Genomic DNA, 26,284 nt, shown 5'->3' with positions numbered 1-26,284 from the left:
CCGTGCCCGTAGGGGCCGGACTTGCGGTCCGGGGTGCAGGTGCAGGGGCGCTCTCGCGCATCGTCCGGTGGACCCCGCGGGATCGGTGGCGAAGGCGGGCGGAAGAATGTCGGACGGTGACGACGTCTGGGAGACGTGTGACTTCTGTGGGCAGAGATCAGGGTGCGCAGTGAACCGGCAGCACCAGCACAGTCATCGACCGTCAGCCGCACACCGGACCCCCTGGGAGCATTCTTGACCGCCGCGTCCGACGCACCGCGTCCGTCCGTCCTGTTCGTCACCGATCTCGCCTACGAGGCGCACGGACGGCGCTACTGCGACGAGGACATCTTCCTGACGTCCCGGTTGCGCGAGACCTTCGACGTCGCGCTCTGTCATCCCCGGGACGCGGCGGCGCTGCTGGAGGGTTTCGACGCGGTCGTCGTCCGCAACAGCGGTCCGGTCCTGCACCACCAGGAGGCGTACGACGCGTTCCGGACGCGGGCGCGGGAATCGGGAGCCCGGGTCTACAACGCGCTCGACGGGCGCGGGGACATGGCCGGCAAGCAGTACCTGGTCGATCTGAGCCGCGCCGGCTTCCCGGTGATCCCCACCGTGGACCGCGCGGAGGACCTCGGGCTGCTCCCCCGGTCGGCCGCGTACGTGGTCAAGCCCAAGCTCGGCGCGGACTCGGTGGGGCTGCGGTTCACCGAGTCGCCGGAGTTCCCCGAGGGCGCCGACGGCACACTCCTCGTCCAGCCGCGGATCGACTTCCGCTACGAGGTGTCCTTCTACTTCGTGGACCACGACTTCCTGTACGCCCTCCACGCCCCGCATCCGGACCGGCGCTGGGTGCTGGAACCGTACGCGCCGAGCCCCGAGGACCTGGACTTCGCCCGCCGCTTCGTCGAGTGGAACACCCTCGCGCACGGCATCCAGCGGGTGGACGCCTGCCGGACACCGGAGGGCGACCTGCTGCTCGTCGAGCTGGAGGACCTCAATCCGTACCTGTCGCTCGACCGGGTCCCGGAGGAGATCCGCGAGGCGTTCGTGTCCCGGATGCGGGACTCCGTACGGGCGCTGCTGGCCTGACCCGTCCGGCCTGCCCCCGCATGCGGGGGGTCAGGCCGGGTGTGAGGGTGCGAGGGTGACCACTGCCAGCGAGACCGCCCCCGCCACGCAGAGCGCCGCAGCGCCACCCGTCCTCGACCGCAGACGCCGGAACGTCGTATTCGCCACGATCGTGCTGGGGATTCTGCTCGCGGCGCTGGACCAGACGATCGTGGGGACGGCGCTGCCCACGATCGTCTCGGACCTGGGCGGAGCGGAACACATGTCGTGGGTCGTGACGGCCTATCTGCTGGCGGAGACCGTGGCGACGGTGCTGGTCGGCAAGTTCGGCGACCTCTTCGGCCGGAAGCTGATCTTCCAGATCTCGGCTGTCATCTTCATCGTCGGCTCGTTCCTCTGCGGTCTCGCGTCGAACATGCTGCTGCTGATCATCTGGCGAGGTCTGCAGGGCATCGGCGCGGGCGGGCTCATGGTCACCGCCATGGCTCTGATCGCCGATGTGATCCCGCTGCGCGACCGAGGCAAGTACCAGGGGGCGATCGGTGCCGTCTTCGGCGTCGCCACGGTCGTCGGACCGCTGCTGGGCGGCCTGTTCACCGACCACCTGAGCTGGCGCTGGGCGTTCTACGTCAATGTGCCGATCGCGATCGTGGTGGTCATCGCCGCCGCCCGCACCATCCCTTCCGTGCGCGCGGCCGGTCGCCCGGTCATCGACTACCTGGGCATCGCGCTGGTCGCGCTCGGCGCGAGCGCGTTGATCCTCGCCACGAGTTGGGGCGGCAACGAGTACGCCTGGGGCTCGCCGGTCATCATCGGACTCTTCGTCGGAGGCCTCGTCGCCCTTGCGCTCTTCTGCGTCGTGGAGACACGGGCGAAGGAGCCGATGCTGCCGATGCGGCTGTTCCGCAACCCGGTGTTCACGGTGTGCTCCGTCCTGAGCTTCATCGTGGGCTTCGCCATGCTCGGTGCGATGATCTATCTGCCGACCTACCTGCAGTACGTCGACGGGGACTCGGCCACCGTGTCCGGGGTGCGGACCCTCCCCCTGGTGGTGGGCCTGCTGGCCGCCTCGATCTTCAGCGGCAACGTGGTGAGCAAGACCGGCCACTACCGCTTCTTCCCCGTCATCGGTTCGCTCGTGATGGCAGGGGGTCTCTACCTGCTGTCCAGAATGGGCCCGGGCAGCGGAATCTGGCTGGAGTCGCTGTACATGCTGGTGCTGGGCATAGGCATCGGTCTGTCGATGCAGGTGCTGACGATCGCCGTGCAGAACACGGTCGACTACTCGGACCTCGGCACGGCCACGTCCGGCGTGACGTTCTTCCGCACCCTGGGCAGCTCGTTCGGCACGGCGGTGTTCGGCACGATCTACGCCAACGCGCTGCGGCCGAATCTGGCACAGGGCGTCGAGCAGGCGGCGCGGGCCGGCGGCGATCCGGCGTTGCCGGCCCGGGCCGCGGAGAATCCGAAGGCCGTGCACGCACTGCCCGCCGACCAGACCGCGCCCCTTGCCCAGGCGTACGCGGACACCCTGCACACCGTGTTCCTCTGGACGGTGCCGGTGGCCCTGCTGGGATTCCTCGTCTCCCTCTTCCTGAAGCAGGTGAAGCTGCGCGACAGCGCGCGGGCGGGATCGACCGGCATGGGCGAGGGCTTCGCCCAGCCCAGCACCGGGGACGCGGCGAAGGTGCTCGAATCCTCCGTGGCCAGGATCCTGCACCAGGTCGGCCCGGACACAGCACGGCGGATCGTCGCGGAGTCCGACACCCGGCTCGACATGGCGGGAGCCTGGGCTGTGATGCAGGTCGACCTCTTCACCCGAATGGTCGGCCACGGGAGCCTCCGGCTGATCGCGGCGCGGCACCGCATCCCGCCGGAGGTACTGGTACCCGTCTTCGACCGGATGATCGAGGAGGGCTATCTCAGCGGGGACGGCCGGATCTTCACCCATACGGCGGCAGGACGCCGTGAAGCGGCGACGCTCTCGGACGCCTGGGGCCGCTGGCTCAACGAACGACTGGCAGAGGACGGCGCCCGGCCCGACGACCGGCAGCTCCGGGCGGCGGTCGACGTGATCGCCAAACGGCTGCTCGCTGAGGACCTCGCACACGAGCTGGCCCCGCCCGAGCGTGCGATGGCCGCGGCCTGACGAGACACGACGCCCTTACTCGACGAAGACCGCCGCCTGGTACACCCAGGCGCCCTGATCACGCACGAAGCGACTCTGTTCGTGGAGCGAGTCAGGCCTGCCGTCGTCGGTGTAGTGGGCGCGGAAGGTGACCGTTCCGGTCGTGTGGAAGGCGCTGCCCTCGGTGGTCGCCAGGATCTCCAGGCGCTCCCACCGCATCGCCGGGTCGAAGTCGATGGCCGGCGGGCGGGACTGCGGGTGCCAGGTGCGCAGCAGGTAACCGGAGTCCCGGACGACGAAGGCCGCGTACCGCGAGCGCATCAGCGCCTCGCACGTCGGAGCCGCGGCAGTGCCCGCGTGCAGCCTGCCGCAGCAGTCCCCGTAGGACGCCGGCAGGCCGCACGGGCACGGCGCCGACGGGGTGATCCGCGGGGGCCCCGCCTGCGGAGCGGCCGGCCGGCGGGGGCGTGAGGTGCGTCGTGACATGGGTCCATTGTGACCTGCCGGCCCTGGGCCCGGCCGGCCGGCCCCCGGACGGTTCAGCGCTTGAGCGCCACGCCCGCGTAACCGGGGATCGGCTCGTCGCCGGGGACCTCGATGACTTCGCCGAGCTCCGGCCGCCAGTCCGCGGAGAGGGTGACACCCGGCTCGACGAGTTCGAGGCCGTGGAAGAAGGCGGTGAGTTCCGCGCGGGAGCGGGGCCGCAGGGTCATCCCCCGTGACTTGTACATGGCGCGAGCTTCGGCCGCGCCCTCGGGGTCGAAGTCACCGGTGGTGTGCGAGAGCACGAGGTGGCTGCCGGAGGGCAGCCCCTCTACGAGCCGGTCGACGAGCTCGGCGGCGCCGTCCTCGTCGTCGACGAAGTGCAGCAGCGCGAGGAGGGAGAGCGCGATGGGCCGGTCGAAGTCGAGAACCTCGCCCGCCGCTTCCAGGATGGCTTCGGGCCGACGGGCATCGGCCTGGAGGTAATGGGTGGTGCCTTGGGGCGTGGAACGCAGCAGCGCCGCCGCGTGTGTGAGGACGATCGGGTCGTTGTCGCAGTAGACGACGCGCGCGTCCGGGGCCGTCCGCTGGGCGATCTGGTGGAGGTTCGGCTCGGTCGGTATGCCGGAACCGATGTCGAGGAACTGGCGCACGCCGTTCTCGGTGAGCCAGCGGGTGGCCCGGTGCATGAACGCACGGTTGACCCGGGCCATGTCGCGGCCCCGGGCGTCCAGGGTGAGCAGCTGCCGGGCCATCTGTTCGTCGACCGGGTAGTTGTCCTTGCCGCCGAGGAACCAGTCGTACATCCGTGCCGGATGCGGCTTGCTCGTGTCGATCTCGACTGCCTGGGATTCGTGCCCGGTCATGACGCACTCCGTCGGTCGGTGAATTCCGCGAACAGTGTGGTGCGAGCGTAGGTGACTGTGGATCAGGTGAGCAGGAAATCGGCCTGTCCGGCCTTCGCGCCCTGGATGAAGGCGGCGATCTCGCCGTTGGAGTAGATGAGGGCGGGACCGTCGGGGTCCGCGGACTGCCGCACCGCCACGCGGCCGTCGGCCAGCTTCATGGCCTCGATGCAATTGCCGCCGTTACCACCGCTCCACGGCTTGTACCAGCCTTCGGAGCCGAGGTCGGCGGCCGGCATGCCGTTGTATATATGGTTCATCACAGCTCCTTGCGGAAGTCCCTGAGGATTTCCTTCGTGCGTTGTGCAGTCGCGGCCTGCGCCGCCATGCGGTCCATGACCTCGAGGTAGGAAGCGACCTCGGGGCGCGCGTCGAAGTAGACGGCACCGGTCAGGTACTCGCTGTAGACCATGTCGGGGAGTTCGGGGACCGCGAAGCGGAAGAGGACGAACGGGCCATAGGTGCCGGGGTGATGGCCGGTCGCGAATTCCGCGATCTGCAGGGTCACATGGGGCATGTCGATCGCATCGAGCAGGCGGTCGACCTGAGCCCGCATGGCCTCGGGGCTGCCGACGGGACGGCGCAGGACCGTCTCGTCCATCACCACCCACAGCTTGGGCGCCTCCGCCTTGGTGAGCAGCGACTGCCTTTCCATCCGCAGCGCCACATGACGCTCGATGTCCGCGGGCCGGGTCTGGCCGACGGCGCCGGTGCGCAGGACGGAGCGGGCGTAGTCCTCCGTCTGCAGCAGGCCGGGGACGAAATGCGGCTCGTACGTGCGCAGGAGGCTCGCTGCGCCTTCCAGACTGACGTACATGCTGAACCAGTCGGGCAGCACGTCGTGGAAGCGCTGCCACCAGCCGGGTTTGTTGGCCTCTTCGGCGAGTTCGACGAAGGCCTCGGTCTCGGCGTCGGTGATTCCGTAGGCCTTCAGAAGGAGCTGGACGTACGGGATCTTCAGCCCGACCTCAGCGGTCTCCATCCTGCGTATGGTCCCCGGGGCGACACGGAGCACCTTCGCCGCCTGGTCGCGGCTCAGGCCGACGCGCTCCCGCAGATCCTGCAGGCGCTTGCCGAGAACGACCTGACCCACGGTCGGGGCGGACCGCGGTTCGCTCACTTCAGACCTCCCGATGCGCTGTGTGCGAGCAGTGTGCCATGTGCACGGCTCAAGGGACACAACCACTCTGAATTTTTCAGAGTGCCTCTTGCCAAGTGTTCATGTCAGGGGGAGAGTTGGTGACCGAACCAGTTCGCGTGATCGCGTCCACTCCTTTTCGGGGTGACGCGAAGCGTGACACAGCCCCCACTGTGAGGAATCGGTCGTGGCACCTGGCAGTGCGCTCATTCCCCGGCTCATGGACCTCAGCCCCGGGGCTGAAGCGCTCCGTTACTGCTTCGCGCTGCCGGCGCACCCCGAGTCGGTGGCCGGTGCCCGACGCCTCACACGAGCCCGCCTGGCGGACTGGCGGCTGACCGGGGACACCTACGACGCGGCGGTGCTGATCGTGTCCGAACTGGTCACGAACGCGGTGGTGCACACCGCCAGCGCCCGTGTCGTCTGCGAGCTCCGTCGCGACGGCGGCCGGTTGCGCATCTCCGTACAGGACCAGGGCCGTCAGCCCGGCGGTCCCCGGTTGTCGCTCACCGCCGAGGGTGAACACGGACGCGGACTGCTGCTCGTCGACTCCATGAGTGCCGCATGGGGGTCCCACGACGCGGGGAACCACTCGGGGCGCATCGTCTGGGCTGAGCTGCCGCACGGCCCGGAGCAGGCATGCTGAGGAACGCCCTGACCCAACTGCTCGGTGGGCGTCGCGCCCGTCCTGTGCGGGAGGACGGCCCACCGGGCCGGGTCCTGCTGCCGCTGCCGCCCGCGCTGTCGGCGAGTCTGGGCTGTGACGCGGTGGGTGTGCCCGCGCGGTACGGATTCCGGTTGATGTCCCATCTTCCGCGTGCCGGATGTGTGTTCGCCGATGCCGAGCAGTGGTGGTGGATCGTCCCGTCGGGTTCGGATCTCGATCTGGACTGGCCGGAGCAGGCGTCGTACGCCACCGGGGCCTACGTCCCTGCCGGGCGCCCCCGACTGATCCACGCGCCGGACAGCCGTACGCCTTATACGCCGCCCATTCCGCTTTTCCTCATGGTCTGTCAGGTCACCGGCGTCGTGCCGTCCTGGGACCCGTCTGGTCGGCCGAGGGCCGTGCCCGCTCCCTGACCCGTCGCCGCGGTCACCTCCCGGCTCCGTGTACGCCCCGGTGCTGTGCGCCGTCCGGTGTGGCCGAGCGAGGCGGACGGGGTGCGTACGGCGTTCCGGGTCGTCAGCGGCGAGCTCCTTGCCGCCGGGGAGGCTGACCTCGCTCACGTCCGGTCGAGGTAGGCGAGCCCCGGGTGGACTGCGGTGTAACCCTCGACCAGACGGCGGGCCACGGAGACGGAGTCGACCAGCGGATGCAGGGCGAAGGCCCGCACGGCCGCCGCCCGTGATCCGCTCTCCGCGGCTTCGAGCACCGCCCGCTCCACGGCCTTGACGGCTGTGACCAGGCCGACCGCGTGGTAAGGAAGCGGGTCGACAGCGACAGGACGCGCACCGTTGGCATCGACGAGGCACGGCACCTCGATGACGGCCTCGTCGTCGAGCACCGAGAGGGTCCCCCGGTTACGGACGTCGAGGATCAGCGAGGTGCGTTCGTCGCGGGCCACGGCGCGCATCAGGGCGAGGGCCACCTGCTCGTAGCCCCCGGACTCCAGATCGCTCTCCTCACGCTCACCGGCCCCGGCCACGTCCCGGTTCTCCGCCATGTACGTCGCCTCGCGTTCGGCACGCGTACGGTCCCAGGTGGCCAGTGGTGGGGCGGCCGGGTCCTTCATCCGGGCGTAGAAGCCCTCCTGCTGGTCGCGGAGGAAGGCACCACGGGTCTGCTCGGCGTCCTGGTAGGCGCGGACCGCTTCCCGGTTGAAGTAGTAGTAGTGCAGGTACTCGTTGGGGATCGCGCCCAGCGAGGTCAGCCAGTCGGGGCCGAAGAGCCTGCCCTCCTCGAAGGAACCCAGCAGCGCGGGGTCCGCGAGCAGGCGTGGGAGTTCGTCGCGGCCGTCGACCCACAGACCGCGGACCCAGCCGAGATGGTTGAGTCCGACGTAGTCGATCCGGGCCCGGTCCGGGTCCGCGCCCAGGACCCGGGCGATCCGGCGGCCGAGTCCCACCGGCGAGTCACAGATGCCGATGACCCGGTCACCGAGGTGCCGGGCCATGGCCTCGGTGACCAGGCCCGCCGGGTTGGTGAAATTGATGACCCACGCGTCGGGCGCGAGCCGGGCGATGCGCCGGGCGAGGTCCGTCGCGACGGGAACGGTGCGCAGCCCGTAGGCGATGCCGCCGGCGCCGACCGTCTCCTGGCCCAGGACGCCTTCGTCGAGCGCGACGCGTTCGTCGGCCGCGCGGCCCGCCAGGCCGCCGACCCGGATCGCGGAGAAGACGAAGTCCGCGCCCCGCAGGGCCTCGTCGAGATCGCCGGTGGCGAGGACGGCGGGCGCGTCGTCGACGCCTGCCGCCTGGTCGGCCAGGACCCGGGCCACGGCGGTGAGCCGGTCCGCGTCCGTGTCGTACAGGGTCACCCGCGAGACGCGGCCTTCGGCGTGATCGGCGAGCAGCGCCCCGTACACGAGAGGGACCCGGAATCCGCCGCCGCCAAGAATTGTCAGCTTCACGCTGCTCGATGGTACGGGGCGCGCGGCCCGGTGCCCCGGAGCCGAAGACCCGGGGCACGCGGAGCGGCGGACGGTGCCGGTGTCAGTGTCCGTTCCACCACCGCATGACGGCATGCCAGACCTTCGTCGGACCGCTCCGCTGTTCCGGGACGGCGGCTCCCTCTCCGGGGGATCCGTGCGGTTCGGCGGCGGGCGTTCCGGCGGGGGCCTGCCGGGGGACGGCGGGCGACGACACCTCCCAGTCGGCCTGCGCCCGGGCCCGGGAGACCGCCGGCAGCGGTTCGGCGTCGATCTCCTGCTCCGCGGTGGGTGCGAAGCGGGCCGGCAGATCCACCAGGTGCCGCGACACGAAGTTCCCGACCCAGCGCAACTTGTCCTCGTCCACGCTGAGTTCAAGGTCTGGAAGGCGCATCAGGAGGGCGTCGACGCCGACGTCGGCGATGGCGCGTCCGATGTCCTGGCCGGGGCACTCATGGGGGCCGCTGCTGAAGGCCATGTGGGCGCGGTTGCCCTCCATGCTGGCGGAGAGGTCAGGTCGCACGACGGGGTCGGTGTTGGCCGGCGCGATGCCGACGATGAGGGCGTCGCCGGCCTTGATCTGCTGCCCGCCGAGCTCGGTGTCCCCCACCGCCCAACGGCCCAGGATCGAGGTGAACGGAGGCTCGTCCCACAGGGTCTGCTCGACTGCCTCGGGTACGGTCATGTGCCCGCCGCTGAGCCTGGCGCGGAACCTCGGGTCCGTGAGAACCATGCGCAGCACGTTGGCGATCAGGTTGGTGGTCGTCTCGTAGGCGACGACGAGAACCACCCGCAGGTGCTCGCTGACCTCCTTGTCGGTGAGTGCGGCGGGGTGTTCGACCAGCCAGGTGGCGAAGTCCTCGGCGGGCGCCTCCCGGCGGCGTCGGACCAGCCGGTCCAGCGCCTCGATCACGTAGGCGTTGCTCGCGACGGCGGTCTCCGAGCCTCGCGTCATGTCACGGGCGGCCTGCACCAGGCGGTCGTTGTACTCCTCCGGCATGCCGATGATCGCGCACATCACCATCATCGGCAGCCGCTCGGCGAACTGACTGATCAGCTCGGTCCGGCCTTCCTGGCAGAAGTCGTTGACGAGCCGGTTGCTGTAACGGTTGATGTGGCGGCGCACGCCACGGGTGTCGATGCGCGCCATGCTGTCGGTGACCGCGCCGCGCAGCCGTTCGTGGGTGGCGCCTTCGGCGAACGAACAGACCGGCTGCCAGGTGAAGACCGGGGCGAGCGGGTGGTCCTGGGCCACGCTGCCGTCCTGCAGGGCATGCCAGCGGCGCGAGTCGCGGGAGAACTGCGAGGGGGTGCGGGTCATGTGGAGGTTCTCGCTGTGTCCGAGCACCAGCCAGGCAGGGACGTCCCCGTGCATCAGGACGGGTGCGACCGTGCCGTGTTCGGCACGCAGCTTCTCGTACAGACCAGCCGGGTCCGCCTCGGCCTCGGGGCCGTACAGCCGGCGCAGGCCGCCTGGCCCGATGCCCATGCCGTGCGCGGGGCACTCAGGGGGCGGCACCGGACCTGTGGCCGATCCGGGTTCGTGCTGGAAGGGGGTTGTCACAGTGGCTCCAGGAATAAGGCGTTCCGAGACCGGGCGGAGTGGGGACAGGCCCGGTCAGGGGCAGGGGTGCGGGCCGTCGTCAGGCGAGCGGCACCGCGAGGCTGTGCAGGTAGCGCATCAGGGTCATGAGCACATCGCGGCTGGAGGCGCGCAGCCGGGCGTCGCAGTCGATCATCGGGACCTCGTCCGGCAGGTCCAGGGCGCGGCGCAGGGTCTCGACGGGGTGGTGCGGTGCGCCGGGGAAGGTGTTGACGGCGACGACGAACGGCACGCCGCGCTCCTCCAGCCTGCCGATGACGTCGAAACTGACCTGGAGCCGCCGGGTGTCGATGAGGACGACGGCTCCCAGTGCTCCCTCGAAGAGTCCGTTCCACAGGAACCAGAAGCGTTCCTGGCCCGGGGTACCGAACAGATAGAGGATCAGTTCGTCGCTGAGGCTGATCCGCCCGAAGTCCATGGCGACGGTGGTGGCGGTCTTGGTCTCCACACCCACGTTGTCGTCCACGCCGACACCGGCCTGGGTCATGGTCTCTTCGGTCGTCAGGGGCCGGATCTCGCTCACGGAGCCGACCATGGTCGTCTTGCCGACCCCGAACCCACCGACGACGACGACCTTCACCGCGGCCGAGGCCGTGCTGGGAAGGACGTCCTCGCTGCGGGGGCCCGTGATCGTGTCAGAGCTTCTGAAGTCCATGCATCACCGCTTCGAGGAGGGACCGGTCCGGGAGCGCGGCGCGGACGATGGGCGCGCGCGATTCGATCAGCTCGGTCGCCAGGAGTTCTGTCAGGAGGGAGGTGACCACGCTGAAGGGGAGACTCAGGTAGGCCGAGATCTCGGCGACGGACAGCGGCGCCTTGCAGAGCCGCATGATCGCGGCCTGCTCGGGCTGCACCGTCGGCGACGGCTCGGCCTGAGCCACCACCATGGTGACGAGGTCGAGCGCCGCTCTCTCACCGTCCGGGGCACCTGTGATCACGTACAGCCGTTCCGGGTCGCTCACCTCCGGGTCGGCCTTTCGGCGTTCTCGTCGGGGAGGACTCATCCGGCCTGCCCCTCATGGCGCGGCGGGCTCGTCAGGTGCGCCCCGATGCGGACGACCATGTCGCGCATGCGTGCGCCCACCAGTCCGGCGTCGACCGTCTCGCCGGCCAGGACCGCTAGGTAGGCCCCGGTGCCCGCTGCCATCAGGTAGAAGAACCCACCGGTGACCTCGATGACGACGAGCTTCATCAGGCCGTCGCTGTAGGGGATTTCCGTCGCGACGGCCGCGGCCAGGCTCTGCAGACCGGCGCAGGCGGCGGCGAGGCGGTCGGCGACGTCGGGGTCGCCGCCGTGCCGTGCGATCCGGAGGCCGTCGGCGGAGAGCACCACGATCTGGTGGATGCTCGGTACGTCGTCGGCCAGCTCCTTGAGCATCCAGTCCATGTTTCCCCGCTGCTGGATCACTTCTCGTCTCCCTTGTCCCACACGTCGTCAGGGTCTCTGTCGTTCTTCGGCTCCTGGGGCACACCGTTGACGGCCTGGGTGAAGGCCTCCAGCCAGAGGCCGGGCGGTGCCGAGCCGCCGCCGTTCCCGGCGTGCCCGTTCCGTGCGACCGGCTCTGCGGCCGGTGCGGACTGCTGCGGGAGGTTGTGCGATCCGAGCGGTGCGCGCCCTCGGCTGCGGCGCTGCGGGAGGCCGCCTTCGGTCCACTCGGTCACGACGATCTCGTCGTCGTCCATGGCTGCCGGGGCGGATGCCGACCGTGCGGTGGAGGCCGCCGGGGCCGGAGCCGGGGTCGCGAGCGACGGGACGGGCCCGGTCGTGGCCGGACGCGCCTTGTGCTTGCCTCGCGGAGGGACGACGTGCTGCATCTGCGACATGTCGAGCGAGCTCTGGGGCCGTGAGGTGGCGCCGATGCCGTGGGCGATGCCGGGCGCGGGACCGGTGGTGATCATGTCGCGCGGCACGATGAGTACGGCGCGTACCCCTCCGTACGCGGACTGCCGCAGGGAGACCTGGAGTTGGTACATGCGGGCGAGACGGCCGACCACGGCCATACCGAGGCGCGGGGACTCCCCCAGGTCGTTCATGTTGATGCCGGCCTGGGCCTGGGCGAGCATGTTCTCGGCCCTCCCGCGGGCCTCCTCGCTGAGGCTGACGCCGCCGTCCTCGATCTCGATGGCGATGCCGGTCTGCACCTCGACCGCGGTCACGTGCACCCGGGTCTGGGGCGGCGAGTAGCGCGTCGCGTTGTCCAGGAGTTCGGCGCAGGCGTGGATGAGCGGTTCGACCGCGGTGCCGACGATGGCGACCTTGGCGATCGAGTGCAGATCGACGCGCTGGTACTCCAGGATGCGGGACATCGCGCCACGCAGCACGCTGAACAGCGGTACGGCCTTGGGCCACTGGCGGCTGGGGCGGGCGCCGCCGAGCACGGCGATGGAGTCGGCGAGCCGCCCGATCAGTGCGGTGCCGTGGTCGATGCGGAGCAGGTCGTCGAAGACGTCGGGGTTGCGCCCGTGGTGGTCCTCCATCTCCCGGAGTTCACTGGCCTGTCGGTGCACGATGGCCTGAACACGGCGGGCGACACTGACGAACGCGCGCTGCGCGGAGTCACGCATCGCCTCTTCGTTGTCGATGATGTCGAGGACCTGCAGGACCAGGGCGCGTTGCGCCTTGGGGAGGTTGCGGTACGACTCGTCCGCGTCGACGACGTCGCGCATCACCTCCTGCGGCGAGTTGCTCGCGCGCAGTCGGCGGATCGCTGCGGGCAGGAGCTCCTTGGTGAGCCGTTCGGTCTCCTGGTCGTACGAGGCGATGCGCTGTTCCAGGAAGGCGATGCGCTGTTCGTACGCGGCGCGCTGGACGCGCATCGCCCGGCGGCGGCGCTTCAGTACGACGGTGAGCGCGGCGACCACGACTGTGGCGATCGCCCCGCACCAGACGACTGCCACCCGCGCGGCCCCGGTGACCGGCAACGCTCCGGCGGCCGTGGCGCCGGCCATCAGCACGACCGGCAGGAGCACGGCGCGGACTACGGGGATGTCTCTGTTGGTCGGCGGTGATTCAACACGGACCATCTAAAACCCTCTGGCGGTTGATTCGGGAGGTATACACACTTGCGCGGACAGTTGTGAGCAAGTGCTCGATTCCATAGCAACTCGACTTCACTGCGCGTGAGCCTAGCCAGATGAGAACAGTGCTTCGGCATATTCACCCAACCCCCTGCGCGAGCACGCCGTCGGTAATACACTCACCAGTTTTCGCACTCAGCGCCGTCAAGCGTGCGCGGTGAGTGACGTGACGTAGGAATGGGGAGAAAGCGGACCCATCTGTCCCTCTCTGCGGGACAGCAGGTCGCCGAGTAGGTGGGAGGGGGTGACAATCCTCCCGCGTAGCCACGATGAAACGTGTACACGTGCGCGAATTGACTCGACGCATGCGAATACTGTGCACCTCAGAGCAGGACAAGGGCACAGGTGCTCGAATCGGACCGAAAGGAGCAGATCCCTGAGCGACGGACGCTTGTACGAGTTCCCGGACGGGGAACGCGGGGGGCACGTGGCCGCATCGCCGGGCACCGGCCGCCAGGTGACGCGTCGCGGCTCGACGCATGACGCCCCTCACCGTCGGTGAGGGGCGTCATCGGAGAACGGCTCACCCCCTACCCGTCCAGCGGGAGGGGCGGCGCTCAGCGGCGGCCGCCGAGCCGGCCCTCCAACTGCACCAGCAGCTCGCCGAGCTGCCCGCTGAGACCGCTGCGGGTCTCCTCGTCGAGCCCGGAGAGCACCGAGCGCTCATAGGCGAGCTGTTCCGGCAGCAGGCGGTCGACCAGGTCCCGCCCCGCGTCCGTCAGCCCGACATGGGCGACCCTGCGGTCCCTGGCATCACTGCGGCGGCCGATCAGGCCGGACTCCTGCAGGACGCGCAGCCGCTTGGTGACGGCGGCTCCGGACGAGAAGGTCTCCCGGGCCAGCTCGCCAGGGGTGAGTTCGCGGTCGGTGCGCCGCATGGCGCCGAGCAGATCGAATTCGGCACGCGTCAGTCCGGCGGCCCGCAGGGGGGCGTCCTCGGCCTGCTGGAGAAGGGCCGCGCAGCGGTTGATGCGGCCGATGAGTTCCATCGGGCCGGTGTCCAGCTCCGGATTGACGGCCTGCCACTGCCGCACCACCGAGGCCACGATGTCGTCGGTCACACCGCTCCGTTCGCCGGGGGCAGGGTGATCAGCCCCTGCCGTTGTGCTGTCGCCGCGAGCGTACGGTGTCCTGCCTGCTCAGCGGCCAGCAGCTCTTCCTCGGGCAGGGCGCGCTGCCACCATTCGCCCGACGCGACGTCGCCGGCGTCGCGCAGTTCGACGAGGGAGGCGGTCAGCCTCCTGCGCGCCGTTTCGAGCGTCAGGGCGTCGGCCGCCGGGTCGGCGACCGCCCGCTCGGCCCGGTTCCGCGCCTCCTCCGTCGCGGTGAGAGCCAGCTCCACACGGCCGGAGGCGCGGCGGTTGGTGACGGCGACCGCGGCCAGGAAGCCGGTCGCGACGCCCACGAGGGTGTCCAGGGCGCGGTCGGCGATGAGCTCACCCGCCGGCTGGGACCCACCGAATTCCAGGATCAGCAGGGCCATCGGGGTGACGGCGACGGAGCCGAGCCAGTAGTTGCGGGTGATCAGAGCCTCGGCGGCGAAGTTGCAGATCAGGACGCACAGGACGAGGACGAGCGGGCTGATCCGGGCGAGCGGGACGACGGCCGCGAAGACCAGCACACCGAGGAGGTTGCCGACGGTCCGTTGCACTGCCCTGCTCCAGGAGAGCGTGAGGTTGGGCTGATAGACGGACGCCGCGGTGACGATGGCCCAGTACGGGTGGCCCACCCCGAGCGCCGAGGAGGCACAGCCGGCCAGGGCGCATCCGACGAGGGTACGGAAGGCGACGGGCAGCACCGGGGAGCCCGGGCCGAGCGCGAGCAGCATCCGGCGCCGGGCCTCGCGCCGTCCCCGGCGCATCCGCAGTCCGGCCCGTTCGGCGTCGATACCGAAGAGCTGCTCGACGGTGCCGGGCGCAGGCGGCGGGCCGGGGACGGGGCCACGGCCCCGGGTGGCCGTCGCCCATGCGCGCAGTGTGACGGGGTCTTCTCCAGGGGCGTGGCCGCCGGCCGCGGTGGTCGCGAGGGCCCGCTCGGCGTGGACGACGAGCCGCTCCAGTTCCCGGCGTACGGGGGTGGGGCGTCCGGCGGCAAGCAGTGACTGCCAGGCCGCCTGGACGGCCGCGGCCGCGGCGTGCCGGGTCCGGGCGTCGGGATCCGCCGCGTGGGCCGCGGCGGCGTCGAGTGCGCGAGCGGTGGCGAGGCGCTCGGGCCCCTCCCGGTGCCACAGGGCCGGGCCGGCGGTGACCAGCCATGAGAAGGCGCCCGCGGCCAGCATCAGGGCCATGTGCCCCGGCACCTGTCCCAGCTCCTGTGGGGCGAAGATCGCGGCCGAGGTGACGAAGGCGAAGATCACGTTGCCGGGCGGGCCGATGCGGGTCGCGTCGCAGAAGGTCTTCTGTACGGCCGCGAGCAGCGCGCCGACAGCGATCAGTACGGCGGTCGAGTCGGTGAGCGAGGCGACGACGAGGGCGACGACGAGTCCTGCGGCCATCCCGAGGATCACCCGCAGGACGGTGTGGGCCCTGCGGGCGTACGGCAGGTTGTGCCCGTAGAGCGCGCAGAGCGATCCGGCCATCGTGTACATGACGAGGTCGAGGCGGTCGAGGGAGTACAGCAGCAGATTGGGGACGGCCGACGCGACCACGACACTCAGGGCGGGCTTGTACCAGATCTCCGCGGGGCTCTTCAGCCGCAGGACACCGACGACCGGCAGTTTGCGGACGGATGGCTTCCGGGGTCGCATGGCTGTATCACTCACCCATTTACCTTAACAGGTATTACACACGTAAAACATTTCGTCCGGCGTCCTCCGGTAGCCGCCGCTTCCGGGCGGTCATAGCGTGCTGCACATCAGCGTAGGAACGCGACCGGTGGCGCGCCTCGGGAGGAGCCAGATGGAGCTCACGGAACCGGTACCCGGCGCCCCTTGCCGGGTCGAGCCGGGCACTGCTGGACCGAGCTCCGCACCCCCGATCCGCAGGCCCGCCGGCCTTCTACCGGGCCGTGTTCGGCTGGACGGAGAACCGGCCCTCACCGGTCCGCCGGTGACCTGGCCCCGTCCGGCACACGGAACGCCTCGGCGGCGTCGGCCACCCTGTGCATCAGGGCGAGGAGCGTCTGCTGCTCGTCCCCGGAGAGCGGGCCGAGGAAGACATGGTTCATCCGGACCGTGAGCGTTGCGAGCCGCCGGTGGGTGTCGACGCCGTCGTCGGTGAGGCGCAGCAGGGAGCGCCGCCGGTCGTTCGGGTCGCGCACCTTGTCCAGCAGTTCCCGGCGGAGCAAGCGGGTGATCACCTCGGCGACGGTGGACCGGTCGAGGCCGACCCGCTCCCCCACCGTCCGCTGGTCGAGGCCCGGTTCGGCGGTCAGGGCGTTGAGGACGGCGAACTGGGGCGAGGTGATCTCCTGGGAGACCATCGCGTTCCAGAGCAGGTGGTGTGCCTGCTGAAGACGCCGGGCCAGATGCCCGGGGTGGGTGCTCAGGTCGACCGCCTGCACGGCACCGCCCTCTCTGTGTCGGCCGTCGGCCGGGACGTCCGCCGGAATGTGCTGGGACGTCGAAGATACGCAGTGTACTGAGGGTCTTGACCGCGACGGCAAGGCGTGGATAGCTTCACAGGCATCACATTTACTCAGTGTACTGAGCATTTTCAGCGATTCACGGAGCCGTGACATGACCGCACGTGACCTTCCCACGTATCCGCTGCCCGACGGGATGAGCCAGCAGGAGATCGACTCCGAGGTGGCCCGCGCCCAGGCGGCGGCCGAGCCGGGCGCCCCCCATCCGCCGCGCGACTACCCCCCGTACCGCAGCAGCCACTTCCGTCACCCGCATCACTCCCTCATCCCCGTGCGCGACCCGGAGGCGGTCGAACTGTCCGGCCCGGCCTTCGGCGTCACCGACGTGACCGCGCTGGACCGGGACCTCACCGCCCAGCACCACGGCGAGCCGCTCGGAGAGCGGATCACCGTTTCCGGCCGGGTCCTTGACCGGGCCGGACGCCCGGTGCGGGGACAGCTCGTCGAGGTGTGGCAGGCCAACGCCTCCGGGCGGTACGCCCACCAGCTCGACCAGCACCCCGCCCCGCTGGACCCGAACTTCACCGGCTTCGGACGCTGCCTGACCGACGACGACGGCGGCTACTCGTTCACGACCGTCAAGCCGGGTGCCTACCCGTGGCGCAACCACACCAACGCCTGGCGCCCCGCACACATCCACTTCTCGCTGTTCGGCACGTCGTTCAGTCAGCGGCTGGTCACCCAGATGTACTTCCCCGGCGATCCACTCCTCCCCTACGACCCGGTGATCCGCTCGGTCACGGACCGGGCCGCGCGTGAGCGGCTCATATCGACGTACGACCACGATCTGTCCGTTCCCGAGTGGTCCCTCGGCTACCGCTGGGACATCGTCCTCGACGGACCGTGCGCCACCTGGACCGAGGAAGAAGGCGACGCCTGATGTCCCACGCTCCGACTCCCTCCCAGACCGTCGGCCCCTTCTACGGCTACGCGCTGCCCTTCCCCGGCGGCAGCGAGGTCGCCCCGGCCGGGCACCCCGACACCATCACGGTGCACGGCCGTGTGCTCGACGGGCAGGGCGACCCCGTGCCCGACGCGATCGTCGAGACCTGGCAGCCCGCACCCGACGGATCGCGCACCGGCCTCCCCGGGTCACTGCGCCACGACCCCGCATCGGGCAAGGTGATCGGACGCGACGGCGTGGACTTCACCGGCTTCGGCCGGGCGCCCACGGACGCTGCCGGGCGCTGGTTCGTGCGTACGCTCCCGCCTGGCGGCGTCCCGTACCTCTGCGCGGCCGTGTTCGCCCGCGGCGTGGTCCACCACCTCTACACCCGTGTGTACCTCCCCGATCTGCTCGGCGAAGGCGAGGGCGCGGAGGCGGGCGATCCACTGCTGAGGTCGCTCGCCGCGGAGCGGCGCGCGACACTGATCGCGACACGCACGGGCCCCCGCACCTACCGCTTCGACGTCCGTCTCCAGGGCGACGACGAGACGGTCTTCCTGGAGTTCAGCTGATGCACGAGAGCGACGCCGGCCTCCTCGCCCCGGGGCGGGCCGGCTCCGCCGCCGAGACCGCCACCGGCGACCACGCCTTCCTGCGGGCGCTGCTGGACGCCGAGGCGGCGCTCACCCGGGCCCAGTCCTCCTCCGGGCTCGCCCCCGCCGAGGCGGGGCGGGCGGTCACCGCGGCGGCGGACGCCGGCCGGTTCGACGTTCGGGAGCTGGCGCTGCTGGCTCGGTCGGGCGGTAATCCGGTCATCCCGTTGGTCGCCGCCTTGTCTGCGGCGGTCGACCAGGACCTACGGCCCTTCGTCCACCGGGGAGCGACCAGCCAGGACATCCTCGACACGGCGGCGATGCTGGTGGCGTCCCGGACCCTGGCGCTCGTCCTCGGCGACCTGGCCCGGACCGCCGACGCGCTGGAGCGGCTGGCGGCCGAGCACCGTGACACGCCGATGCCCGGCCGCACCCTGACCCAGCACGCCGTGCCGACGACCTTCGGGCTCAAGGCCGCGGGCTGGCGGTCGCTGGTGCTCGACGCGCGGGACCGGCTGCGGGCGGCACACAGCGCGCTCCCCGTCCAGCTCGGCGGTGCGGCGGGCACGCTGGCCGCCTTCACCGCTTTCACCGAAGACGCGGGAGACATCGCAGAGGCTGGAGACACCGGGTACACCGCGGACTCGGCGGAGCTCGGTCCCGTCGCCGCCTACGCGCGTGAACTCGGCCTGGCCGCACCGGCGTTGCCCTGGCACACCCTACGCACGCCTGTCGCCGACCTGGCCGGTTCGCTGGCCTTCACGGCGGGTGCGCTCGGCAAGATGGCGGTCGATGTGCTCACCCTGTCCCGCACGGAGATCGCCGAGCTCGCCGAGGGGTCCGGCGGCGGCTCCTCCGCGATGCCGCACAAGGCCAATCCGGTCCAGGCCACGCTGATCGCCGCCGCGGCCCGCCGCGCGCCCGGCACGGCGGCCACGCTCTACGGCTCGCTCGCCGCCGAGGACGAACGGCCCGCCGGGGCCTGGCACGCCGAATGGGAGCCGCTGCGCGACCTGTTGCGCCTGGTCGGCGGGGCGGCGCGGGACGCGGTGGAACTCACCGAGGGCCTCAAGGTGTTCCCGTCAGCCATGCGGAGCCACCTGGGGCTGACCCGCGGGCTGATCGTCTCGGAGCGGCTCACCGCCGTCGCCACCGGCCGGGTGGGCAGGGCCCGCGCCAAGGAGATCCTCACCGAGGCCGCCGGCCGGGTCCGTGACGAGGACAGACCTCTCGCGGAGATCCTCGCCGGGGAGCCCGCCTTCGACGGCCTGGATCTCGCCGAACTGACCGACCCCGCCCGGTACACCGGCTGCGCCGGGTTCCTCACCGACCGCGCTCTGGAGCGCCGATGACCACGACACCCATCCGACTCCTCCACCACCGCGTCGAAGGGCCGGCGAACGCCTCCCCCCTCCTGCTCGGCCCTTCGCTCGGTACCTCCACCGCGCTCTGGGACGGTGTCGCCCCCGACCTCTCCACCGTCCACCGGGTCGTCCGGTGGGACCTGCCGGGGCACGGCGGCTCGTCCGCCGGACTGATCGGGCCGGGGGCCGGCATCGCCGATCTCGGCACGCTGGTCCTGGCACTCGCCGACTCGCTGTCCCTGGAGCGGTTCTCGTACGCCGGGGTCTCGCTGGGCGGCGCGGTGGGCCTCTGGCTCGCCGTCCACCACCCGGAGCGCGTCGACCGCCTGGCCGTCGTCTGTTCGTCCGCGCATTTCGGCGATCCGGGGCCGTGGCGGGAGCGGGCCGCCCTCGTGCGCGCCGAGGGCCTCGGCAAGGTCGCGGAGGGCGCGGCGTCCCGCTGGTTCACGCCCGGCTTCACCGAGCCCCGGCTGCTCGACGACCTGCTGGGCACGGATGCCGCCGCGTACGCTGCGTGCTGCGACGCCCTCGCCGACTGCGATCTGCGGGGCGGTCTGTCCGGCGTACGCGCGCCGACGCTGGTCGTCGCGGGCCGCGAGGACCCGGCGACGCCGCCGGCGCACGCCCGGGAGATCGCCGACGGAATCCCGGGGGCCGCGCTGACCGAACTGCCGCACGCCTCCCACCTGGCGCCCGCCGAACGTCCGGCGGCCGTACGGGAGGCTCTGCGGGCCCACTTCGCTCCCCGGGAACGCGGGAGCGGGACGGTGGTGCGCCGCGAGGTCCTGGGCGATGCCCACGTGGACCGGGCACAGGCGGCGACCACGGAGTTCACCGCACCCTTCCAGGACCTCATCTCCCGCTACGCCTGGGGCGAGATCTGGACCGACCCGACCCTGTCCCGGCGGGAGCGCAGCCTGATCACACTGACCGCCCTGGTCGCGCACGGCCACTACGGCGAGTTGGCGATGCATGTCCGGGCGGCGGTACGCAACGGCCTCAGCCCGCGGGAGATCGGCGCAGCCCTGCTGCAGACGGGGGTCTACTGCGGGGTCCCGGCGGCGAACTCGGCGTTCGCCGTGGCCGAGCGGGTACTGGCGGAGATGGAGACGGAGGGCGGGGAGTAGGGACGACTGAGGGACGGTGCCCGGTCCCGCCGGGCGCCGCCCTCCGGCCTCGCGGCGGCTCAGCCGAAGCCGCGGGCGTCCTGCTTGAGTGCGGTGTCCACCGTCAGGGCCGTCGCCACGACGAGGCTCAGCAGCGGCTCGGGCAACTGGTAGTGGATCTGCAGCACGTAGTTGTCGGCCGTGGTGAACATGGTCTTCGCCAGGCCTTCCCAGGTCTTGGTGATCCTGGCGATCTCGGCGTCGTTGTGGTCGACGACGGCGAAGTTCCACGCGCGCCAGTTCTCGGCCTTGATCGCTCCGATCTGCTGCCCGTCGGCCATGACGGCGAAGTTGATCTTACCGATGGCGTTCTGCTGGACGATCTCGCCCACGGGCTGTCCGTCCGGGCGCTGCACGACGACCCGGGACTTGATGAACTTCGCCGGGCGCGTCAGGAGCAGTTGCGGCTGCCCGTAGGCGTCGCGGATCTCCAGGCGGTGCGTGAGGTACTGGTCGACGCTGGAGACGAACCTGAGCGCCTTGCGCAGGCCGCTCTGGCCGACCTGGGCGACCGAGCCGACGGTGTTGCCCTGCTGGTCGAAGACGCTGTACTCGTTGGTCAGCTCGATCAGCTTGGCCTTCTGGTTCACGACCAGGACCTGCTGGTTGAAGAGCGAAGCGGCACCGGGTGCGCCCTGCTGCGGGGCGGCCTGCTGCTGCGGCGTGGCGGCCTGTGGCCGGCCGGAATGCGACTGCGCGGCGTAGGGGTGCGCGGCCTGCGGCTGTCCGGCGTAGGGCTGAGCGACCTGCGGCTGGACGGGCTGGGCCTGGGCGGGCTGGGCCTGGGCGGGCGCCTGGGCCGGGTGCGTGTGCTCGGTCCACCGGGAACCGTCCCAGTAGCGCAGCAGCTGGGGCGCGCCGTGAGGATCCGGATGCCAGCCCGCAGGTACGTTCGATTGCGTCGTCACTGGGGCACAGTATCGCGCCAAACCGTGGACCTAACTCATTGAAAATTCACACACCATCTACGATAGCGGCCATGACCGGAGCGAGAAGGTGGACGGAGCGGCGCAGCGGCGGCAGCCTGCCCGTCGCGCCGGTCTGGGCGCTGATGCTCCTGGCCGTGTTCTTCTGCTGCTCGCCCGCCGCAACGGCCTCGCCCCGGACCGAGGCCCCTTCCGGGACCGCCGCCGAGGGCTTCACGCCGGTCCCCGCGGCCCTCGCGTCCGTCGTCACGGCCGACGCCCCGGACGAAGGCGGCATCGGCAGTTCCTGTCACGGTACGTCGGACCACTCCACGGCCGTCGTGCTGCCCGGCCACCCCTCTCCCGTCGCCCTCCCCTGTCCCTCGGCGACGCTCAGGGCGGCCCCGCTCACCGGCGCCGCGGCCATCCGCGGCCCCTCCAACGACAGCGTGGGCGCCGTCGACCAACTGCGTCTGCAGGTCCAGCGGATCTAGGGCGTGTTTCGAAAGTCCCGCCCTCCGCGCCGCCGATGCGCCGGAGGCCGCCTTCCGTGTGCCCTTTCCCCGCGTCGCGCGCCTGCCGCGCACGCGATCCGCCGAACCCGAGGACCTGACATGGCTTCCACCAAGAACCAGAACAGCTCTGCCGCGCGCCGTGCCAAGCTCGAGGAGGCCCGCCGCAAGGAGCGGGCCCGCGAGCGCCGCAGCCGCGTCGTCACCATCACCGCGGCCGTCGTCGTGCTCGCCGGCCTCGTCGCCGGGGGCGGCTACCTGATGTCGGCCGCCGACGAGCAGGACAAGGCCGACGAGCAGGCCAGGACCTCGCCCGTCACCGGTGAGAAGACCTGGGACGACCTGGCCCAGGACCACGTCCAGACGCCCGTCGACTACCCGATGAACCCGCCCGTCGGCGGCAACCACGACCCGGTCTGGATGAACTGCGACGCCGACGTCTACACCGAGGCGATACCGAACGAGAACGCCGTCCACTCCCTGGAGCACGGCGCCGTCTGGGTCACGTACAACGACAAGGCGAAGGAGGCCGACGTCGAGGCGCTCTCGGAGCGTGTAGCCAAGACGCCCTACTCCCTGATGAGCCCCGTGGCCGACCAGAAGGACCCGCTGATGCTCAGCGCCTGGGGCAAGCAGCTCACCGTGAAGAGCGCCACCGACGCCCGCGTCGCCCAGTTCTTCACCAAGTACGTCCAGGGCGCGCAGACCCCGGAACCGGGCGCCGCCTGCTCCGGCGGGGTCACCAAGTGACCTCGTCCGCACGCGTCCCCCGTTCACTGGTGTGGGCGGGGGCCGCGGTGTTCGCCGTGGCCGTGGGGCTCGTCCTGCTCATGGTCGTACAGCCCTCGGCGGCCTCCTCGTCCGGGTCGGGGGCACCCGTCGCCGCCCCCGCGGAGAGCTCGGCCGATGTGGGGTTCGCCCAGGACATGTCGGTCCACCACCAACAGGCGGTGGAGATGTCGTTCATCGTCCGGGACCGCACCGATGACGAGGACGTACGCCGGCTCGCGTACGACATCATCAACACCCAGGCCAACCAGCGCGGCATGATGCTGGGATGGCTGGAGTCGTGGGACAGGCCCAAGAGTGCGGACCGGCCGCCGATGGAGTGGATGGGCCACCCGGCCACCCCGTCCGACGGCTCCCTCATGCCGGGTATGGCGACGGACACGCAGCTGGACGAACTGCGCGCCGCCGAGGGCAGGGACGCGGAGGTGCTGTTCCTGCGGCTGATGACCGTCCACCACCGTGCGGGGGCCGACATGGCACGGGCCGCGGCCGACGCTGCGGGCACGGACGAGATCAGAAGTCTGGCAGCGGGCATGGACCGCGCCCAGGAGTCGGAGATCTCGCTGATGGCCGACATGCTGGAGGCCCGGGGCGCACGGCCCTGAGCCCCCGGGGCGGGCGACGGGCAGGGCCCCGCGACCAGCGTCGCCGGACCTGCCCGCCCCCGCGAATTCACCTGGCTCCCCCGTCCTTCTCATGGACACGACACCAGTGCACCCCTCCGTCGTCCGACACTTCCTGACGAGTCATGGACATGTCCCTCTCACGACAGGAAGCATCCGTGCGCATGCACCGCTCCCCTCGCCTGGCGGCCACCGCCCTCCTCGGTACGGCACTGATCACCCTCGTCCCGTTGTCCCCCGCGCACGCCCGGTCGCTGCCGTCCGTCGGCGCGACGGCCGAGACGGCCGCGCTGTACGACGACGAGGCGGGCGGCAACGCCAACGCCGACGACCCGGCGATCTGGCGCGACGACGCCGATCCCGGGCGCAGCCTGGTCGTCGCCACCGCCAAGGAGGGCGGTCTGCGGGTCTACGGTCTGGACGCGTCCCTCGTCCAGTCGATCCCGGCACCGTCACCCGCCACGGAGGACGACGCGCCGGGCAGGTTCAACAACGTCGACCTCGTGAGCGGGCTCCGCACCCCGGGCGGACCCGCCGATGTGGCCGTGGTCAGCGACCGCGGCAACGACCGTCTCCGCGTCTACCGCGTCGATCCCTCGCAGCCGGGCGGCCCGCTGAAGGACGTCACCGATCCCGCCGCCGCCCCGGTCTTCTCGTCCGGCCAGGCCGAGGTCAACGAGCAGCGGACCGCGTACGGGCTCGCCACCTGGCAGGACCGTTCCAGCGGGCGTTCGTACGCACTCGTGAGCCGGCGCAACACCACGGACCTCGCGCTGCTGGAGCTGCGGCCCACGGCGGCGGGCACGGTGGGCTACCGCCTGGTGCGCACCCTCTCGCTCCCGTCGTCCTTCCGGCTCCCGAACGGCACCTCGTGGACGCCCTGCGGAGAGCCGGGTGAGCTGCCGCAGGTCGAAGGCATGGTCGTCGACCCGGCGAACGGCACCCTCTACGCGGGCCAGGAGGACGTCGGCGTCTGGCGGCTCCCGGCCGCTCTGAACGGGCGCCCTGTCCTGGTGGACAAGGTGAAGGAGTACGGCGTACCGGGGACGTACGACCCGGAGACCGAGGAGTGCGCACCGGGTGCCGACCCGGGCTTCGGTGGCGAGCGGCTGGCGGCGGACGTGGAGGGCCTGACCCTCTTCCGGGAGCGCGACGGCGACGGCTATCTCATGGCGTCCGGCCAGGGTGACAACACCTTCGCCCTGTACGACCGCGAGGTGTCGGAGGACAACGAGTACGAGGGCGGCTTCCGCGTCGGCGCCGTATCGGCCGACCTCGACGGCAGCGAGGAGTGCGACGGCGCCGCCGTGCTCAACGAGCCGCTGGGTTCCCGCTATCCGCACGGGCTGCTCGTGGTGCAGGACGGGCACGAGACCTCGGCGTCGGGCAGCGAGGAGGGCCGGGAGGCCACCGGTTTCAAGTTCGTCGACCTGGGCGCGGTGACGGACGCGGCGGACATGTAGCCCGCTCGTACCGCGAGCGGGGCCCGGGGGGGCATCGCATAGGCTCGTCGACGATATGAAGAGCTACCTCACGCCCCTGGGGTCCAAGGCCGACAAGGACACCGTACGACGCCACAACCTGAGCCTCGTGCTGCGCGCCGTACGGGACGAGGGCGAGACCGGTGAGGCGACCCGGGCCGGAGTGTCGGCCCGGGTCGGACTCACCCGGGCCGCGGTGTCCTCACTGGTCGAGCAGTTGCTGGACAGCGGCTTCGTCACCGAGTCGGGCAAGACCTTCAGCGGTCAGGCGGGACGCCCCGGTACGGCCCTGAAGGTGGCGCGCACCGGGCCCGCCGGGCTCGGCGTGGAGATCAACATCGACTACGTGTCGGTCTGCGTCGTGGATCTGGCGGGCACCGGCCGGGTGCGGCAGACCGAGCACCTGGACAATCGCGGTTCCCGGCCCGAGGAGGTCCTGGCCCGTGCGGCGGGGATCGCCGCCCGCACCCTGGACTCGGCGCGGGAGCAGGATCTGTACCCGGTCGGTACGGCGCTCGCGCTGCCCGGGCTGGTCTCCGGCGGTTCGGTGCGCCAGGCGCCGAACCTGGGCTGGAACCAGGTCGCGGCCGAGGAGCTGTTCGCGGACGCGCTCGCCGGCCTGCGGCCCGGCACGGCGCCGCTGGCCGTGCGCTCGGAGAACGAGGCGAATCTGGCGGCGCTGGCCGAGCTGTGGTTCGGCGGGCTCGACACGGTCCGTAGTTTCCTCTATCTGACGGGCGAGATCGGTGTCGGCGGCGCCTTGGTGCTGGACGGCGAACTGCTGCGTGGCGCCCACGGTTTCGCCGGCGAGATCGGGCATGTGGTGGTGGACCCGGCGGGCCCGGAGTGCCGGTGCGGCTCGCGTGGCTGCCTGGAGCAGTACGCCGGTCAGTCGGCCCTGCTGCGTGCGGCCGGCATCGAGGAGTCCGCGGGCGGGGCGGCGGGAGTGATGGAGCTGGAGCGGCGGGCACAGGCGGGTGACCCCGTGACGCTGGCCGCCGTGGCCGACGCGGGCCGGATGCTGGGACAGGTGTTGTCCGGCGCGGTGAATCTCTTCGACCCGGACGCGGTGGTGCTCGGCGGCATATACCGCGGCCTGATGCCGTGGCTCTCGCCCCCAGCCGACGCGGAGCTGACGGGCCGCGTGGTGTCGGGCCTCTGGTCCCGGGGCGGCGACAGGCTGCGTGCCTCGTCCGTCGCGGGTGACGCGGCGCGGGGCGCGGCGGCGTTGGTGGTGCAGGACGTGCTGGCCGACCCGGTCGCGTACGCCCGGCCGGCACCGGCGGACACCTGAGACGGCGGGTCCGCCCGCGCCGGGGCGCCCGGTGGTTCGCCGGGCGCCGTGTGGGTGGGTCAGCGGACGTTGAGGAGGTGTTCCATGGCGAGCTGGTCGAGGGCTTCGAAGGCCAT

General features: G+C 71.3%; 27 protein-coding genes. 13 read left to right on the top strand and 14 right to left on the bottom strand.

Going from position 1 to position 26,284, the window contains the following annotated elements:
• Positions 1-234 precede the first annotated feature (234 nt).
• Together ACFYSH_RS07290 and ACFYSH_RS07285 are read left to right on the top strand one after the other, a co-directional pair.
• Positions 235-1,071 (top strand): hypothetical protein, encoded by an 837-nt coding sequence (locus ACFYSH_RS07290; RefSeq protein WP_388751293.1) that lies wholly within the window; start codon positions 235-237, stop codon positions 1,069-1,071.
• A 55-nt stretch (positions 1,072-1,126) separates the two neighbouring features.
• The gene (locus ACFYSH_RS07285) at positions 1,127-3,199 is read left to right on the top strand and encodes an MDR family MFS transporter (RefSeq protein WP_359478107.1); all 2,073 of its coding nucleotides are present in this window, start codon (positions 1,127-1,129) and stop codon (positions 3,197-3,199) included.
• A gap of 15 nt (positions 3,200-3,214) precedes the next feature.
• Here ACFYSH_RS07285 and ACFYSH_RS07280 read toward each other — a convergent pair whose 3' ends face one another.
• The 4 genes from ACFYSH_RS07280 to ACFYSH_RS07265 form a co-directional block, all read right to left on the bottom strand.
• Entirely contained in the window at positions 3,215-3,664 is a 450-nt protein-coding gene (locus tag ACFYSH_RS07280) for a YchJ family metal-binding protein (RefSeq protein ID WP_359478104.1), read from the bottom strand.
• A 53-nt stretch (positions 3,665-3,717) separates the two neighbouring features.
• The gene (locus ACFYSH_RS07275) at positions 3,718-4,527 is read right to left on the bottom strand and encodes an SAM-dependent methyltransferase (protein ID WP_359478101.1); all 810 of its coding nucleotides are present in this window, start codon (positions 4,525-4,527) and stop codon (positions 3,718-3,720) included.
• Between the two features lie 62 nt (positions 4,528-4,589).
• Positions 4,590-4,826, bottom strand: coding sequence for a DUF397 domain-containing protein (locus ACFYSH_RS07270; protein ID WP_030573999.1), 237 nt, complete (start codon positions 4,824-4,826; stop codon positions 4,590-4,592).
• Entirely contained in the window at positions 4,826-5,686 is an 861-nt protein-coding gene (locus ACFYSH_RS07265; protein ID WP_359478097.1) for a helix-turn-helix transcriptional regulator, read from the bottom strand. Before ACFYSH_RS07265 ends, ACFYSH_RS07270 begins: the two co-directional genes overlap by 1 nt.
• 205 nt (positions 5,687-5,891) lie before the next feature.
• Here ACFYSH_RS07265 and ACFYSH_RS07260 point away from each other — a divergent pair, with 205 nt between their 5' ends.
• Entirely contained in the window at positions 5,892-6,350 is a 459-nt protein-coding gene (locus ACFYSH_RS07260; RefSeq protein ID WP_359478094.1) for an ATP-binding protein, read from the top strand.
• Positions 6,344-6,784, top strand: a complete 441-nt coding sequence (locus ACFYSH_RS07255; protein WP_359478091.1) for a hypothetical protein — start codon at positions 6,344-6,346, stop codon at positions 6,782-6,784. Before ACFYSH_RS07260 ends, ACFYSH_RS07255 begins: the two co-directional genes overlap by 7 nt.
• Before the next feature lie 143 nt (positions 6,785-6,927).
• Here ACFYSH_RS07255 and ACFYSH_RS07250 read toward each other — a convergent pair whose 3' ends face one another.
• The 9 genes from ACFYSH_RS07250 to ACFYSH_RS07210 all read right to left on the bottom strand — a co-directional run bounded on the left by ACFYSH_RS07250 (position 6,928) and on the right by ACFYSH_RS07210 (position 16,474).
• Positions 6,928-8,274 carry a 6-phospho-beta-glucosidase gene (locus ACFYSH_RS07250; protein WP_359478088.1) on the bottom strand — a complete coding sequence of 449 codons (1,347 nt, stop codon included), beginning with the start codon at positions 8,272-8,274 and terminating at the stop codon, positions 6,928-6,930.
• An 82-nt stretch (positions 8,275-8,356) separates the two neighbouring features.
• On the bottom strand, positions 8,357-9,856 hold the full coding sequence (locus ACFYSH_RS07245; RefSeq protein ID WP_359478085.1) for a cytochrome P450: 1,500 nt from the start codon (positions 9,854-9,856) through the stop codon (positions 8,357-8,359).
• Between the two features lie 79 nt (positions 9,857-9,935).
• Entirely contained in the window at positions 9,936-10,550 is a 615-nt protein-coding gene (locus ACFYSH_RS07240) for an ATP/GTP-binding protein (protein ID WP_359478082.1), read from the bottom strand.
• Complete coding sequence (locus tag ACFYSH_RS07235) at positions 10,531-10,899, bottom strand: DUF742 domain-containing protein (protein ID WP_351280604.1); 369 nt, start codon at positions 10,897-10,899, stop codon at positions 10,531-10,533. Before ACFYSH_RS07235 ends, ACFYSH_RS07240 begins: the two co-directional genes overlap by 20 nt.
• Entirely contained in the window at positions 10,896-11,303 is a 408-nt protein-coding gene (locus tag ACFYSH_RS07230) for a roadblock/LC7 domain-containing protein (protein ID WP_359478079.1), read from the bottom strand. The genes ACFYSH_RS07235 and ACFYSH_RS07230 overlap by 4 nt, the downstream gene beginning before the upstream one ends.
• A complete protein-coding gene (locus tag ACFYSH_RS07225) occupies positions 11,300-12,919 on the bottom strand; it encodes an ATP-binding protein (RefSeq protein ID WP_359478076.1) in 1,620 nt (539 codons plus the stop codon). The genes ACFYSH_RS07230 and ACFYSH_RS07225 overlap by 4 nt, the downstream gene beginning before the upstream one ends.
• Before the next feature lie 611 nt (positions 12,920-13,530).
• Entirely contained in the window at positions 13,531-14,034 is a 504-nt protein-coding gene (locus tag ACFYSH_RS07220) for a MarR family winged helix-turn-helix transcriptional regulator (RefSeq protein WP_388751287.1), read from the bottom strand.
• On the bottom strand, positions 14,031-15,719 hold the full coding sequence (locus ACFYSH_RS07215; protein ID WP_388751648.1) for an FUSC family protein: 1,689 nt from the start codon (positions 15,717-15,719) through the stop codon (positions 14,031-14,033). The genes ACFYSH_RS07220 and ACFYSH_RS07215 overlap by 4 nt, the downstream gene beginning before the upstream one ends.
• A 287-nt stretch (positions 15,720-16,006) precedes the next feature.
• On the bottom strand, positions 16,007-16,474 hold the full coding sequence (locus ACFYSH_RS07210; RefSeq protein ID WP_359478070.1) for a MarR family transcriptional regulator: 468 nt from the start codon (positions 16,472-16,474) through the stop codon (positions 16,007-16,009).
• Positions 16,475-16,649: 175 nt separating this feature from the next.
• On the opposite strand from ACFYSH_RS07210, the gene pcaH reads away from it, so the two are divergent.
• The 4 genes from pcaH to pcaD are packed head-to-tail and all read left to right on the top strand — an operon-like array spanning position 16,650 to position 20,525.
• On the top strand, positions 16,650-17,435 hold the full coding sequence (gene pcaH, locus ACFYSH_RS07205) for a protocatechuate 3,4-dioxygenase subunit beta (RefSeq protein WP_388751285.1): 786 nt from the start codon (positions 16,650-16,652) through the stop codon (positions 17,433-17,435).
• Positions 17,435-18,013, top strand: coding sequence for a protocatechuate 3,4-dioxygenase subunit alpha (pcaG, locus tag ACFYSH_RS07200; protein WP_359478067.1), 579 nt, complete (start codon positions 17,435-17,437; stop codon positions 18,011-18,013). The genes pcaH and pcaG overlap by 1 nt, the downstream gene beginning before the upstream one ends.
• Entirely contained in the window at positions 18,013-19,386 is a 1,374-nt protein-coding gene (gene pcaB / locus ACFYSH_RS07195; RefSeq protein WP_359478064.1) for a 3-carboxy-cis,cis-muconate cycloisomerase, read from the top strand. The genes pcaG and pcaB overlap by 1 nt, the downstream gene beginning before the upstream one ends.
• Positions 19,383-20,525: a 3-oxoadipate enol-lactonase gene (pcaD, locus tag ACFYSH_RS07190; protein WP_359478061.1), complete on the top strand. Its 1,143-nt coding sequence runs from the start codon at positions 19,383-19,385 to the stop codon at positions 20,523-20,525. Before pcaB ends, pcaD begins: the two co-directional genes overlap by 4 nt.
• 59 nt (positions 20,526-20,584) lie before the next feature.
• Here the strand turns inward: pcaD and ACFYSH_RS07185 are convergent, their stop codons facing one another.
• A complete protein-coding gene (locus tag ACFYSH_RS07185; protein WP_359478059.1) occupies positions 20,585-21,472 on the bottom strand; it encodes a phospholipid scramblase-related protein in 888 nt (295 codons plus the stop codon).
• 71 nt (positions 21,473-21,543) lie between these two features.
• Between ACFYSH_RS07185 and ACFYSH_RS07180 the strand changes: the two genes are divergently transcribed.
• The 5 genes from ACFYSH_RS07180 (at position 21,544) to ACFYSH_RS07160 (ending at position 26,168) form a co-directional block, all read left to right on the top strand.
• Positions 21,544-21,963 (top strand): hypothetical protein, encoded by a 420-nt coding sequence (locus ACFYSH_RS07180; RefSeq protein ID WP_359478056.1) that lies wholly within the window; start codon positions 21,544-21,546, stop codon positions 21,961-21,963.
• A 120-nt stretch (positions 21,964-22,083) separates the two neighbouring features.
• Positions 22,084-22,731 carry a DUF3105 domain-containing protein gene (locus ACFYSH_RS07175; protein WP_359478053.1) on the top strand — a complete coding sequence of 216 codons (648 nt, stop codon included), beginning with the start codon at positions 22,084-22,086 and terminating at the stop codon, positions 22,729-22,731.
• A gap of 80 nt (positions 22,732-22,811) precedes the next feature.
• Positions 22,812-23,375 (top strand): DUF305 domain-containing protein, encoded by a 564-nt coding sequence (locus tag ACFYSH_RS07170; protein WP_388751646.1) that lies wholly within the window; start codon positions 22,812-22,814, stop codon positions 23,373-23,375.
• 182 nt (positions 23,376-23,557) lie between these two features.
• Positions 23,558-24,856: a phytase gene (locus ACFYSH_RS07165; protein WP_388751281.1), complete on the top strand. Its 1,299-nt coding sequence runs from the start codon at positions 23,558-23,560 to the stop codon at positions 24,854-24,856.
• A 55-nt stretch (positions 24,857-24,911) separates the two neighbouring features.
• Positions 24,912-26,168: an ROK family protein gene (locus tag ACFYSH_RS07160; protein WP_359478047.1), complete on the top strand. Its 1,257-nt coding sequence runs from the start codon at positions 24,912-24,914 to the stop codon at positions 26,166-26,168.
• The last annotated feature ends 116 nt before the right edge of the window (positions 26,169-26,284 follow it).

Origin of the sequence: Streptomyces sp. NPDC005791 (assembly GCF_042871485.1) — a bacterium.
Taxonomy (GTDB): domain Bacteria; phylum Actinomycetota; class Actinomycetes; order Streptomycetales; family Streptomycetaceae; genus Streptomyces.
This window is presented reverse-complemented; position numbering and strand designations above follow the sequence as displayed.